The following is a 12,443-nucleotide window of genomic DNA, read 5'->3' on the forward strand; positions in this document are numbered from 1 at the left end:
AAGGCTCATAATGATTATTGTACTAGCAGGTAAACGTAAGCACAACTCTTTGATAAGGCTTCTTTTTCCCCTGCCCATTTTATAAATTTTATAAATGGTTTAGGGATTTTGTCTTCTGCAATCTCTGGAGAATTAATTTTTAACGGAGCTTGACCTATCATTGCTAAAACCTCGTTAAAAGATAATTCTCCGTTTTTAACTACTTTGAGTTTCATACCGACCTACCAAGGCTTTATAAAATGAAATAATTACCTGTATTTAAAAGTATAGCATTAAACATATTGCTTACATTATAGTTTTTATGGTTGCACCTAAATACAAACTCGTTTAAATATCTCTCTATGTGTTTTTTTCTAATAGAATAAGAGTCCGATTATACCACGCTTAAACAACGCCCAAAAGCTTTCTATCGTGTTTGTGGACACAGACTCTCTTATATATTTACCTAAGTCGTGATTTATATATTCATGATTATATAACTTTTCTAATACCTTGTAAGCTCCCCATTCATCAGATAAAATAGTTGACCCTATTAGAATATTATTTATTGCAATTTTTTCTATGGTCTTTGAATTAACCTTTGTTATAACTTGAGCCTTAGCGTTACCGTTTCTCTCTATCATGCCGATTACAACGGTTTTTGTCTTTGTGCTGCAACCTTGTGTACTTTTAGTTTTTTTATTTTGATGTTTGTTCTTTTCTTTACCACCAATATACGTCTCATCTATTTCTACAGTACTTTTTAAAGGAATACTAAAACTTTCTAGTTTAGTCACTTCTCTAATCCTATGAAGCATAAACCATGCAGTTGTTTGGGTAACATTAATATCTCTTGAAAGCTGTAACGATGATAAACTTTTTTTTGCGTAGTAACTTGCAAAACTGCTGTAAACCATTTCTTTAAAGAAATCTGACTATTTTCAAAAATTGTGCCAACTTTGATACTAAAACGCTTTTTACATGCCTAACATTTGTGATTCGTTCCATCCGCATAATGAAAAATCTTTTGGTTGCCGCAATACGGACAATAAGCTCCGTTAGCCCAACGTATATCAGTAAAATAATTATGCACTTTTGTTCAGTAGGTAATGTTTCGAATAAATCAACAACACTTTTAAAATCTAACACTTAACTATACTAACACAATTTTATATAAAATTATCGAAACAATTTAGATTATACAAGATATATAGTTGCCTTAATTAATTATTTCTAAAGATATTATCTTCGTATTTTTTTCTATAATATATTTTGTAATTCTCATTTCTTATATCATTAAACCATTGGTCTTGTTGTTTTTTAATATAATAATTTAGGGAATTAGATTTACTTTTACTAGTTTGAAAATTATCTTCACAAAATTTTAAAAAACCTGATATTAAACTTTCTACTCCATTAGTCTCAGATTTTTTCTCAAGAAATTGCATAGAAAAATTAGTAGGATTATTATGTTTTAAATAAAATTGTTTATATTTCTCACGAATTTTATTTTCTTTTTTTATTTGTTGTTCTGAAAAAGATAATTTTTCCTCTAATAATTTATGAATTGCGGTACAATCGCTCCAAGGTAATTCTATTATTAATTGCTCTTCCTGATATTCAAAATTATCTTGAATATTGTTAAAATCGGCATTTACTTTTACCGCACTTACTAATATTAAAAAACATGTAATTAATTTAATATTCATAGAATTAATTAATTTTAGCAGGAACCGGTATCATAATACTACTTCTGTATCTTTTATTGCCACTAAAAAGTGATTTTTTTTGAACTTTGTTATTATTTACTGGAATTGTATCTTCTAAAGCCCCTTCATTATTATTTAGATAACTATGTAAGGATGCTTTATAAAGAGCCATATTACTTGCTATTTTAACTACATCTTGTTTATATTTAAACCCTAAAGAATGTGTAGCCGAATGATAATGAGCTATCGCCTTGTGCCAGCTCCCTAGCTGATCATATTTTGAACGCAAAAATTCTGCACCGTAACGAATGTTATTATTTGGATCAAATGCCTGTTCAAGGGAATTAAAAGCCCCTAAATGATGCCTTAAGTTAATCTGCATGCATCCGACATCAATACTCTCTCGCCCTTTTATAAGCTCTACTCTAACAAAACTTACGGCTTCTCTTTTTGTGTTAAAATAATAGCCTTTTCCTTCAACATTTACTGTCCAAGGCCATACTACTCTAATTTTACGGGTTGTATGTTTTTTTCCCGATTCTTTTAAAGCTATTGAATGTAACGTATTAGATGGGATATTAAATTTTTTTTCAAAGTAAGGAAAAAGTTTTGAACATTTAAAGGATTCAGCTATTTCAGGATCGGCAATAGCCGGCTTAGAGAAGAGGATAAAGGATAATAATAGGAGTAGTATGGTTTTAACGTCATTGAGAGGAAAATTACGGAGTAATTGACGAAGCAGTCCAGTAAAAAATTCTGATTTACAGAATTTTTTTATTGTTTTGCTGGATTGCCACGCTCCTTGTAGTCGCTCGCAATAACAATTTTGGCATAATTCCCAAACCATACCGGCAACGCTAAAATAACTTGAGTTACAATAAGATAAACTAACCTACCATAACTTATCTTATGAAGCAAGGGAAGTTATAGCATTTAAGAGGTAAGGATTTAATATAAATCCCAAGCAGCATCATTAGTGTTTTGAGGATTACCTAATATATCGGGTACCATATCCAACAAATTATTAATATCGCCTCCTGTCGCTTGCAAAAGATTACTTACTTGTGTTACAAAGTCTTCAGCAGTGCTACCTTGAGCATCTTGAGGATTAGTAGTCCCATCTAAAACTTGAACTCCGGCATTAATTAATGTTACTAAATCCTTAGCTTGCATACCTAAAATAGTATCTTCTGTACCGCTCTCTCCTCTATTAGAACTAGTAGAAGGTTGTATATGTGGTATTTCCTCTCTGTTAGCGTGAGCAGTTGCTTGATGAACCAAAGCTGCAAGTTGTTGATCGTTAAGATTATTTTGTTCCTTTGACATTTCTGGAGATATAGTAGAATCATCCTCAGATAGATCAATTAGATCTTTTTCTTGCAATATAGAGCTTGTATCCACACTATAGCTTAAAGCTTAACATTGAACAATCATCATCTTTAATTACGCTTTCATACCATTTTTTATGTTCGTTAGCTGCATGTTTTGCATTTTCATTATTTTTATAATTATTTGGAATAGCGTATAAGCCGTATTCTCCTTTATCTGCTTCGTCTATTATGATTTTAGCTATCTTCAGTTCATCTATACTTAAGTCAATATTTTGTTTCACTTTGTTTAAAAGAAGTTTCAGTATCTGATCGCCTTGTGCTGCCCCTTTATTATTTTCCCAGCCTCTTATTAAACTACAATAATCTATACCTGATGTTTTAGCATGCTCTAATACTGCTTTTATAGCTTTCCATTGATTATTAGCTTTTTCATTTTCACCTTGCTGCTCATCTTTAATAGCATTCTCAGCCCATTTAGCAAGTTGAGCATATGATACTAGCTCCCCTACTGCATTAAATATGGATACATGTTTACCTGGATAATCTATAATCTACTTTTGTAATTATTTCAGATAGATCAAATTTTTGAACTAATTTCGGTAATTCAACAAGAAATTCATCATAATATGGTTTGTTTAAACTCCATTCTCTTCCATTTTGCTTGATTTCATTTATAGTTTCTTGAGTAAAGTTATATAATGAATATTTATTCATAATTTGATCCCTTTGTAATTATTGGTTAAATTTATAGTTAAAAACCACGAAACATGGTATTTTTTAAAAATACTTAAAATTGTTAGGTCCTGTACACTTTTGATTAATGATTATAATTTTGAGATATTTTTTAGCAAAAATTAATAAGATTTTTGCAGAAATAGTTATTCATATTTCAAAAAAATCTTATAATTTGCAACTAAAAATGGCCATAATTATGATTATTCTATTACAAGAGTACAGAACCTAATTGACTGATTAAATAAAAATGTTTATTATCAATCCAAATTAAATGTAAAAGTATATTTTATGAAAGTTGTTAGCTCATTAAAATCGTTAAAAAAACGTGATAAAGATTGTCAGATCGTTAAAAGAAGAGGCAAAATTTTTGTAATAAATAAAAAGAATAAAAGATTTAAAGCAAAACAAGGTTAATTAATCGTTTTTGGAGAAAAAAAATATACTCGATGAACTTGAAAAATTAGCTACGTCGTCTTTGTAAGTCCTCGGATGCTGAGTGTTTATTATATGCTCCGCTCCTCGGTTTGCAGACTCCTTGCTCTTTTTCCAGTTGATCTTCGTATATTACTTTTCATTTTACTTCAGAGTATATAATACTACTTTTGAAAGAAAAGAAATAAATATGGCCGGTCATTCAAAGTTCAAAAATATTCAGCATCGTAAAGGGGCTCAAGATAAAAAAAGAGCAAAAGTTTTCACTAAATTAATTCGTGAAATAGTTACTGCAGCTAAAACCGGTTCTTCTAATAACCCTGAAAATAATCCACGTCTTAGAAATGCTTTAACCGCTGCACGTAGTCAAAATCTCCCTAAAGAAAGAATAGATAAAGCTATTAATAGTGCTAATGATTCTTCTAATAACGAAAATTATACGGAAATTAGATATGAAGGTTATGCACCGAATGGTATTGCTATAATAGTTGAAGCTTTAACCGATAATAAAAACCGCACTGCTGCAGAAGTACGCTCTAGTTTTACTAAATATGGTGGGAGTTTAGGCGAAACCGGTAGTGTCAATTATTTATTCAACCATTGCGGAGTTATTCAGTATCCAATAAATATAGCATCTAATGAAGATGTTTTAGAGGCAGTCATAGAAGCCGGGGGGCATGATATTATATCCGATGGTACCACCCATACAATCTATACGGATATTGAAAATTTCTCTAAAGTTCTAGAATTTTTAACTGGCAAATACGGCATACCTGAAGATTCGTATATAGGCTGGATCCCATTAAATACAATAATTATAGATGATAAGGAAAAAGCCGAAAAATTACTAAAGCTTGTGGAAGTTTTAGAAGAAAGCGATGATGTGCAAAGAGTTTTTGGGAATTATGAGTTATCTGATGATGTTTACGAAATAATACAAGGAGAACCATGACTTATAACGATGCAAATTATCAAATAATTATTTTAGCAGCCGGTAAAGGTACTAGAATGGAGTCCGATTTACCGAAAGTAATGCATAAAGTCGGTGGAGTTCCAATGCTTGAAACGGTATTAAAGAATTCGCTTAACGTTACAAATGATGTAATTATAGTGTATTCAGAAGAACTTAAAAAACATTTAACGCCCTATGCAAATATGTGTCGCTTTGTACTGCAAGAAGAACCTAAAGGCACAGCTCATGCTACTTATGCAGCAATAGATTTAATTAATAAAAATAAAACAATATTAGTTTTATACGCTGATCATCCTCTTATTACTCCAAAACTTATGCATGAATTAATAGCTTATTTAAGCCTTACTAATTCTGCATTAGTGACTTTAAGCTTTGAGAGAGCAAATCCGGTTCAATATGGGAGAATAGCTACTGATAAAAATGGTGAATTTTTAGAGATAATCGAACATAAAAATGCAAGCGCAGAAGAGAAAAACATAAAGCTTTGTAATTCAGGTATTATGGCTTTCAGTAGCGAAATTTTAAATAAATACTTACCTTTATTTGCTACTAATACTAACGGTCATAAGGAAGTTTATTTAACTGAAATAGTAAAAATATGTAAAAATCACGGTGAAAAAGTTTCATATTTATTATCTACTGATCATGATTTAATTGTTGGTGTTAATACTAAAAATGAGCTAGAAGAAGCTAATAATATTTTTTCTCAGAATAAGTCTTAGCTTTGTCGTATGGATACCCGAGTCGTCATTGCAAGCGACTAAAGGCTTTGTGGCATAGATTGTTTTATGTCATTCCAGCGAGAAACCGGGAATCCAGTAAAACCTATAAAAACAAGTTTTTTATAGGTTTATTTTTTGGGATCCTCACTTCCGCTGGGATGATATCGAGTAGGCTTTTTACTCTATGCAACAACATCAATACCTTGTGAGAATGACATAGGAAGCCATACAGACAATGCTAAAAATTTGGGAGAGATGGCCGAGTGGTTTAAGGCGCACGCCTGGAAAGCGTGTTCACGGCAACGTGTCGGGGGTTCGAATCCCCCTCTCTCCGCCAGCTCAGTTTATGGTATACTCGCATGATTTCAAGAATTGAATTTGTTATCAAATGGTGAGTGTGTACAGTTTATACTTAATAAGTGAGTACGTGAATTCATGCAGATAACAAAGAGCAATTCTTAAAAGCAGAAGAGTATGTTATGCTCGTTTATTTTCTTTATAATACTTAGTATATTTATAAAGGAACATGTGCAGTTGCTGCGTCTGATTTAAAAAATTCTACGCTCTCTTTACTTAAAGAAATGGTTACTTTTACTAAATCATCTTTTAATAAAAGTTCTCTAGGGTGCGGCAAGAAATCTTTTACTATTTTTACTTCCCCTATTTCCCCATCAGTGTATTTTATTCTCTTGCTCATAAATTCTCTTACCTTTGCGCCAGTATCCTGCTCTAAAAATTCTTATATGATTATCTCGGAATGTAAAACGGACTGTTAAAATATTACCATCAACTTTACCTAAACAAAAATATCTTTTTTCTGTAATACTAACTTACCACGCTCTAGTCTGGACAGTTAGCCAATTTTTGTAGTTTATCGAACCGGAAAGCCAAATAGTAATCAAGGTTTCCACTGTCGAGTATTTAAAAGTTTCATATGCATTTGTTATTACAGTTATAAAGTCTAAAAGCTTTTTACAAAGCTTATCGTTTACTAATTACCTCATATTGATAGTCTTTTAATTTCTATTTTTACTTTTATAATAAAAATAGTTGTATATTTATATTGTTTTTTTATTACAGCTGTAATTTTATAAGTTACAATTATATACCTAAGAATCAATTAATTTATATTAAGTTATGGCTCATAAAGATTTATCACATTTAACAGAAGAACAAATCAAAGATTTAATAAAACGTTATTATAACTATGAGAAAATAGCTAATTTATTAGAAGTAATGTTAATGTATCTCCCAATAGTTTAGTTAGTTTATTTCCGCTTGTTACGCATCATAAATTATTCTGTAAATACTACCGAGATACAAATTGAGTTATTAAGCTAAAGAGTAGAAATTATTATAGCTATGTTTATGGAGAAACGAGTTTTGCTCTATTGGGTCCTATATGTAATCATAACAATAACTCTAGTTGTTCATGTGATAATTGTAAGAAATCTATAAAACAGCAAAAACAAACTGAAGAAGAAACAAAAAGACGTATTTTAATAGATACATTTTTGTATAAAAATATTAAAGCTCCGCCAATTGAAGAATTAACTCTAAAAGATGCTTTATATTTATTAAGTGTAGTAGAACATTCTGCTTCTGAAGACCTTGAATTTGTAAAGCCATATTTAAAAGGATATTCTGTACCGAGTTTAGCACCGGACGAAGATTTAAATGATCATATTGTAGGACATCTAGGTCGTAAAGATTTTGTATTATTTAACAAGCAGTCTTGATGCCTTCAAATTCAATCAAGAAAAAGCATTAACAGACTATTATCCAAACAAAGTTTTATGGGATCTTTTGCCTAATATGGATATTGAAGAAAAAAAAGAATATTTAAATTCTGTACGAAATATAGTTAAAGGCGAATGGTCTTCATCATGGAAAAAAGAAGTCAGTGATATATGGCATCAAATTGCTAAATATGAATATATTATATCTCATTGAAAGACGATGTGCAGATAACATCGTTAGTATAATTATAAATAATATACATAAAAAAGTAAGTAAAGCACTTGAGGAGAAGTGGACAATAAAAAATTCTAAAATAGAGTATTGCCATTTACAAAGTGCAGTTAGCTCTACTTTTTTTGATTTGTTTTTAGGAATAAGGGATGAATATTTTGAGCGTATTATGCCACTTGAGTAAATAATAAATTTCTTAAAAATCTTAAAGAGATCATCTTTGAGTGATAGTTTAATTCGTTGTATATCCTTTTAATTCTTCTGTAAAAATATTCCAATCCTCTTGCCAGTCTTCTAAACTAAGCGGCGATGGTAAAATCATGCTCGGCTTAATGGGAAAATACGAGAGCTTAAACCCCCATTTGATACCGTCTATAACTTTTATTGTTTTACGCTCATGATCAATTTTAATGGCATAAACGTGACCGATCCAGTAAGATAAAGGTTTAGAGAAAAGTGTGTAGTACCATAAAGGAGAATCATAAAAATCTTGTTCTAAAGTGTAAAATGGGTAATTGAGTTTTATATCACCGTCTATAAACTCTTGTAATTCCTTATCCGAGCAAATCAGTGCGAACTATGTAAAGCCAAGTATTATGTTTTGCATCTGTTTTAGTATGAATAATAGGGAAAGATGGATTAAAACAGTCTTTTTCAGCATTTGGGGTATAGGAAATATTAAATGCTATTCCCATAGAATTAACCTGTAGGCTTTTATGAGCATTTTTATATAAACAAATTCCTATATCATCAGCTACTTCATTATTTACGTCGGGATTATGCCAATGCAAAGCAAAATTTACTCCGTATAAAGTAAGTAACAATATACTAAGAAAGATTATTAATTTAAGAATGCTTTTAGGGTTTAACATTTTTAGTTATCTCTTTTGCTTCTTTCCAAAGCTTCAGCATCAATTCTACGGATTGTCCTTGCAGATTTGGCAGGTTATGCTTTTTGGTAAGCATTTTTATTGCTCTCATACGTTTCTCAAATTTTTCATTTGTCTTGCTAAGCGTTGTCTCAACATCCAACCCTGAAAAAATACACAACGAAATCGCCGTATGGAGCAAATCCCCTATTTCTTCTTGTACTCTTTCCGGTGGTTCGGCATCGTCAATAGCTTCTTTTATCTCTCTACATTCATCTATTGCCTGCTCTAAAATCATCTCATGATCCGGCCAATCAAAACCATAGCCCCCCGTGCGTCTTGCTCAAGCAGAATTAAATTTTGTAGAGGATTGTTAGATTCTAGATTCTTAACCATATACACCATATTAAATTCATAGTTTTGTGGCTTTAAATTAAATAATGGTTTAAAACCGCAAGCTTCATTGTATATTTACCGAATCCCTGGTTTTGATAAGGCCTATCTACTGCAAGTGACCTTAGTGCCAATTCATTTTCATTGAAAAATTCTATATGAGCAGTTGCAACGATTTTAACTCTTTTATATAACACAAAATGATAATGATTCTCTGCCGTTATAGTTGGATGGTTAGAATCATATTTTACGTTTATAGTATCAAAGATTTGTTCAGCTCGTATGCGATGGTATTCTTTCCACTCGCTATAATGTGTGCAACGCATAAGCCTAATGGAGTTATTACTTAAGTGCATAATATATAGTGAAGTTAAAATTTTAAATGATTTTATGAAAATATTTAATAGTTATCGTGATTCAATTTTCATCAAAGATCATGTTAAATCGAAGCATATTATAGATAAAGAAAAAGAACAATTACGTTATGAAATACTTGAAAAGAACATATTTGGCTTTTAGATAAGGAACTTGAAGAAAGATTTAAAAGTAAATAAACTACTTTGATAAGTTTATACATAAATATATTTTTTCTAAAAATTACTTGTGGGACGATTTATTATATCATAATTGAGATTAGTTAAATATGAATCAAGTTATAATAATCAACGGTCCGTCCTTCTTGTGCAGGTAAAACAACAATAGCCAAAGAAATTTGTAGACAATCTAATAATAAATTTATTCATTTACAAATTGATAAAGTCGGAGCGTTTTATAGTACGATTTTTCCTACAGAATTTAAGTTTGCAGAAAATGAAGCCGGCACTGAAAACAATGATGATAGACTAAAAGGTCGTTTTAATAATAATAGGTTAGCAAGAAGAAAAATTGTTGCGTTGATATTGCTTACAACCGCAAAAGCATTATTAGATAAAAATTTTAATATTGTAATCGATACGGCACTAGATGGTCTGGATGCTCAAGAACTTGCTAAATTTTATCTTAAATATCTACATGGTTACAAAATAACCTTTTTAAGGCATCTTGTGTCCGGTTGAAGAACGATTAAAAAGATTAAAAACTAGAACTGACAACCTCTTCTTAACGGAAGATTTTGTAAGATTACAGAGTGGACAATATGATGTTTTTGAATCTTGTAGAAACTTCTATAATACTTGGTTCGATAGCTCAAAGTTAGGGGCTATAGAAATTGCCTCTAAAATATTATCTATTTAATAGGAAAGCCCAGGACGGGTAAATATACTATAGCGAAAGAGCTTATGTTATATATGATAATAAGTTAATTAATAATCCTATTTTTGCTTTGCTTGGATATGACGGTTTTAAGAAGATTCCAGAATTTGTATGGGATACAATCGGACGTATTAGAGATCATATTTTTGAGTTTATCGTGCAAGAACCTTTTAATAGAATAGTTTGTGACAACGAGGTTGTATCAAAGAGTTGTTGCCGCTAGGCAACCATCTATGTCACTAGATGAACCTAAGAGTATGAATAAAGAGACTCAAAATGAAATATTTACCGATTGTAAGACATGTGAAAGTTAAAATGGATACTACAATATATGATCCGGCATATAAGAAATATTTTGAAAAGCGTGAACCGACTCAAAAGAAACTCATCACATGTGCATTAAGGTTTGAGCTGTGTGCGGGAAAACCAGCATACACGATTCTTAGGAGAGTGGCAATTGCTGCTTATCTGATTTTACATTTATTAGGTGTCAGAAGAGATTAACATTAGACAATATTACTATTTTCACCCTTTTCATCCTGCACGTAAAAATCGTTTTTTTCATTCAATATATCATCACGGTTTGTATATAAAGATTCAATAAATAAAATAGAGTCCTTTAAAGCTAGTTGCACAGCTATATTATCCTGATCATGTCTTTCTATAGCTTTAGAAAGCCCAAATTCTTTAACTACATTACCTAATTCTTTTATATTAGCTCTAGTAGAATCAGAATTTGATATAGGTGTTTTTGAGAGATTTATTATTTCGTTTCTACGTTCTTGTGTTTTAATAATAACTATTTTCTTTAAGTTATCGTCTAAATCTTCCATTCCAATTTTATTGCGAATAATATCGTTTATACTCATTACTTTATTTCCATGCTTTCTCTCATGCCTTGCTGCTACTATACTGCAAGCCAAATCTGTTAATATATCTATTAAGAAACTTTGCGTTATTAAATCTATACCTTTTACTAATATTTTTATTATACCCTCTTGCTTATTTTAGTTTCAGCAATACAGCAAGCATTTATGATATTTTTATATTCCAATAAAATGCATTACAGTAATCGTATAATAATGGGCTTTCTTGTACTAAACTTTCAATTTCTCTAAAGATTTCTGCTTTTTGTATTGTTCCACTATAGTGTTTTATTGTGGCTATCTATCTTAATTTCATAGGCATCTAATCTTTTATTTGCCCCGGCATCTAGTAATTTAAAATTACTGGTTTTCAACCTTATTTTTGCATCTTATTATCTGTTAACTGATTTTTTAAATAACATGCGGCTAAAAATTCTTGAATAGTTAAGTGAATAAATTGATAATTACTTCCTTTGCTTTTTAATCATCCTTGTTCTATAACTTCAGCTTCAGTTTTATTTTTATATTTTGTTTTTTTCTATATGCCTATTATTAAGCCAGTTTATTACTTCACTATATAAACGACTTATATTCAAATCTTCATCGCTGTTTTTGTGCAACTGATCCCTTATATCTTGATCACTCCAAACCAAACATATTAATGCAGTATTGATAGGAACTTCACATATTTCTTTTATTTGGCTATGAGTATCCAAAAAGCTTTTTAATTGCACTCCTAGCTCTTTATCATACTCAAAATTTTTATGTACATATTGCTCTATTCCCTCACTATCCCAGCCTGTCCTGTATTGTCTACTTTCCGCGCAAACCTGTTTTACGCATTTCTTCTACAACCACATTAGGTCTAGAACTCATTATTACGTTTTGATATTCTAATATTTTATCTATTAACTTTTTACATCTCGAGTATTTAGATGTGCTACTTCGTCATACCCGTCAAGTAATAACAACATCTTATCTTTATTTTGGATATCCATTATTTCCTTAACACTTAAGGTACTTTCACTACTGCCTAAACAATAATGGATAAAACAATTAAGCTTACTTTGAGATAAATTATTAATATCAAAATACCCACTATAACCGTCTTTCTAACTTTCATTTAATAATTCTTTTAACTCTAAAAACATAATCAAACTTATCGCTCCATAACTCCCCTTTTCCCCATTTATAAGATATATAATGCATTAA

The 12,443-nt window shown here is 30.6% G+C and carries 23 protein-coding genes, 1 tRNA gene and 1 pseudogene; 11 read left to right on the top strand and 14 right to left on the bottom strand.

The window, feature by feature from the left end:
* Positions 1 to 14: 14 nt before the first annotated feature.
* The 8 genes from RSL_RS03985 to RSL_RS04015 all read right to left on the bottom strand — a co-directional run bounded on the left by RSL_RS03985 (position 15) and on the right by RSL_RS04015 (position 3,733).
* On the bottom strand, positions 15 to 215 hold the full coding sequence (locus RSL_RS03985; RefSeq protein ID WP_014419841.1) for a hypothetical protein: 201 nt from the start codon (positions 213 to 215) through the stop codon (positions 15 to 17).
* 138 nt (positions 216 to 353) lie between these two features.
* Positions 354 to 896, bottom strand: a complete 543-nt coding sequence (locus RSL_RS03990; protein WP_014273562.1) for an IS1595 family transposase — start codon at positions 894 to 896, stop codon at positions 354 to 356.
* 68 nt (positions 897 to 964) lie between these two features.
* Positions 965 to 1,072, bottom strand: coding sequence for a transposase (locus RSL_RS10885; RefSeq protein ID WP_100206898.1), 108 nt, complete (start codon positions 1,070 to 1,072; stop codon positions 965 to 967).
* 130 nt (positions 1,073 to 1,202) lie between these two features.
* Complete coding sequence (locus tag RSL_RS03995) at positions 1,203 to 1,688, bottom strand: DUF2532 domain-containing protein (RefSeq protein ID WP_014273563.1); 486 nt, start codon at positions 1,686 to 1,688, stop codon at positions 1,203 to 1,205.
* A 4-nt stretch (positions 1,689 to 1,692) separates the two neighbouring features.
* Positions 1,693 to 2,535, bottom strand: a complete 843-nt coding sequence (locus tag RSL_RS04000; RefSeq protein ID WP_014273564.1) for a lytic transglycosylase domain-containing protein — start codon at positions 2,533 to 2,535, stop codon at positions 1,693 to 1,695.
* Positions 2,536 to 2,636: 101 nt separating this feature from the next.
* The gene (locus RSL_RS04005; protein WP_014273565.1) at positions 2,637 to 3,089 is read right to left on the bottom strand and encodes a hypothetical protein; all 453 of its coding nucleotides are present in this window, start codon (positions 3,087 to 3,089) and stop codon (positions 2,637 to 2,639) included.
* 1 nt (position 3,090) lies between these two features.
* Positions 3,091 to 3,300 carry a hypothetical protein gene (locus RSL_RS04010; protein ID WP_014419842.1) on the bottom strand — a complete coding sequence of 70 codons (210 nt, stop codon included), beginning with the start codon at positions 3,298 to 3,300 and terminating at the stop codon, positions 3,091 to 3,093.
* Between the two features lie 250 nt (positions 3,301 to 3,550).
* Positions 3,551 to 3,733: a hypothetical protein gene (locus RSL_RS04015; protein WP_014419843.1), complete on the bottom strand. Its 183-nt coding sequence runs from the start codon at positions 3,731 to 3,733 to the stop codon at positions 3,551 to 3,553.
* 309 nt (positions 3,734 to 4,042) lie between these two features.
* Here RSL_RS04015 and ykgO point away from each other — a divergent pair, with 309 nt between their 5' ends.
* The 4 genes from ykgO to RSL_RS04035 all read left to right on the top strand — a co-directional run bounded on the left by ykgO (position 4,043) and on the right by RSL_RS04035 (position 6,218).
* The gene (gene ykgO / locus RSL_RS04020) at positions 4,043 to 4,168 is read left to right on the top strand and encodes a type B 50S ribosomal protein L36 (RefSeq protein ID WP_004998227.1); all 126 of its coding nucleotides are present in this window, start codon (positions 4,043 to 4,045) and stop codon (positions 4,166 to 4,168) included.
* Positions 4,169 to 4,376: 208 nt separating this feature from the next.
* The gene (locus tag RSL_RS04025; protein WP_014273567.1) at positions 4,377 to 5,138 is read left to right on the top strand and encodes a YebC/PmpR family DNA-binding transcriptional regulator; all 762 of its coding nucleotides are present in this window, start codon (positions 4,377 to 4,379) and stop codon (positions 5,136 to 5,138) included.
* Positions 5,135 to 5,881 carry a sugar phosphate nucleotidyltransferase gene (locus RSL_RS04030; RefSeq protein ID WP_004998219.1) on the top strand — a complete coding sequence of 249 codons (747 nt, stop codon included), beginning with the start codon at positions 5,135 to 5,137 and terminating at the stop codon, positions 5,879 to 5,881. The genes RSL_RS04025 and RSL_RS04030 overlap by 4 nt, the downstream gene beginning before the upstream one ends.
* 249 nt (positions 5,882 to 6,130) lie before the next feature.
* Positions 6,131 to 6,218: transfer RNA gene (locus tag RSL_RS04035), tRNA-Ser, on the top strand.
* Positions 6,219 to 6,358: 140 nt separating this feature from the next.
* Here the strand turns inward: RSL_RS04035 and RSL_RS04040 are convergent.
* Positions 6,359 to 6,660, bottom strand: a pseudogene (locus RSL_RS04040) (BrnT family toxin).
* 358 nt (positions 6,661 to 7,018) lie between these two features.
* On the opposite strand from RSL_RS04040, the gene RSL_RS10495 reads away from it, so the two are divergent.
* From RSL_RS10495 to RSL_RS04055, 4 genes are all read left to right on the top strand, one after another.
* Positions 7,019 to 7,144, top strand: coding sequence for a hypothetical protein (locus tag RSL_RS10495; RefSeq protein WP_014419844.1), 126 nt, complete (start codon positions 7,019 to 7,021; stop codon positions 7,142 to 7,144).
* A 128-nt stretch (positions 7,145 to 7,272) separates the two neighbouring features.
* Positions 7,273 to 7,620 carry a hypothetical protein gene (locus tag RSL_RS04045; RefSeq protein WP_014419845.1) on the top strand — a complete coding sequence of 116 codons (348 nt, stop codon included), beginning with the start codon at positions 7,273 to 7,275 and terminating at the stop codon, positions 7,618 to 7,620.
* 67 nt (positions 7,621 to 7,687) lie between these two features.
* Positions 7,688 to 7,834, top strand: coding sequence for a hypothetical protein (locus RSL_RS09095; RefSeq protein WP_155809233.1), 147 nt, complete (start codon positions 7,688 to 7,690; stop codon positions 7,832 to 7,834).
* Complete coding sequence (locus tag RSL_RS04055; protein ID WP_014419847.1) at positions 7,812 to 8,036, top strand: hypothetical protein; 225 nt, start codon at positions 7,812 to 7,814, stop codon at positions 8,034 to 8,036. Before RSL_RS09095 ends, RSL_RS04055 begins: the two co-directional genes overlap by 23 nt.
* A gap of 370 nt (positions 8,037 to 8,406) precedes the next feature.
* Here RSL_RS04055 and RSL_RS04060 read toward each other — a convergent pair whose 3' ends face one another.
* The 3 genes from RSL_RS04060 to RSL_RS04070 form a co-directional block, all read right to left on the bottom strand.
* Entirely contained in the window at positions 8,407 to 8,724 is a 318-nt protein-coding gene (locus tag RSL_RS04060) for a hypothetical protein (RefSeq protein ID WP_014273569.1), read from the bottom strand.
* The gene (locus RSL_RS04065) at positions 8,711 to 9,019 is read right to left on the bottom strand and encodes a MazG nucleotide pyrophosphohydrolase domain-containing protein (RefSeq protein WP_014273570.1); all 309 of its coding nucleotides are present in this window, start codon (positions 9,017 to 9,019) and stop codon (positions 8,711 to 8,713) included. The genes RSL_RS04060 and RSL_RS04065 overlap by 14 nt, the downstream gene beginning before the upstream one ends.
* 130 nt (positions 9,020 to 9,149) lie before the next feature.
* Complete coding sequence (locus tag RSL_RS04070) at positions 9,150 to 9,440, bottom strand: GNAT family N-acetyltransferase (protein WP_014419848.1); 291 nt, start codon at positions 9,438 to 9,440, stop codon at positions 9,150 to 9,152.
* Between the two features lie 64 nt (positions 9,441 to 9,504).
* On the opposite strand from RSL_RS04070, the gene RSL_RS10500 reads away from it, so the two are divergent.
* The 3 genes from RSL_RS10500 (at position 9,505) to RSL_RS04080 (ending at position 10,869) form a co-directional block, all read left to right on the top strand.
* Positions 9,505 to 9,633, top strand: a complete 129-nt coding sequence (locus RSL_RS10500; protein WP_267878479.1) for a hypothetical protein — start codon at positions 9,505 to 9,507, stop codon at positions 9,631 to 9,633.
* A gap of 380 nt (positions 9,634 to 10,013) precedes the next feature.
* On the top strand, positions 10,014 to 10,169 hold the full coding sequence (locus RSL_RS09150; protein WP_014419849.1) for a hypothetical protein: 156 nt from the start codon (positions 10,014 to 10,016) through the stop codon (positions 10,167 to 10,169).
* 472 nt (positions 10,170 to 10,641) lie between these two features.
* Positions 10,642 to 10,869, top strand: coding sequence for a hypothetical protein (locus tag RSL_RS04080; RefSeq protein WP_010977405.1), 228 nt, complete (start codon positions 10,642 to 10,644; stop codon positions 10,867 to 10,869).
* A gap of 2 nt (positions 10,870 to 10,871) precedes the next feature.
* On the opposite strand, the gene RSL_RS04085 is transcribed toward RSL_RS04080, so the two are convergent.
* Positions 10,872 to 11,288 (bottom strand): hypothetical protein, encoded by a 417-nt coding sequence (locus tag RSL_RS04085; protein ID WP_014419850.1) that lies wholly within the window; start codon positions 11,286 to 11,288, stop codon positions 10,872 to 10,874.
* 1,062 nt (positions 11,289 to 12,350) lie between these two features.
* Complete coding sequence (locus tag RSL_RS10895) at positions 12,351 to 12,440, bottom strand: NTPase (protein WP_231567149.1); 90 nt, start codon at positions 12,438 to 12,440, stop codon at positions 12,351 to 12,353.
* Positions 12,441 to 12,443 lie beyond the last annotated feature (3 nt).

The organism is Rickettsia slovaca 13-B, assembly GCF_000237845.1.
GTDB classification, from domain to species: Bacteria; Pseudomonadota; Alphaproteobacteria; order Rickettsiales; family Rickettsiaceae; genus Rickettsia; species Rickettsia rickettsii.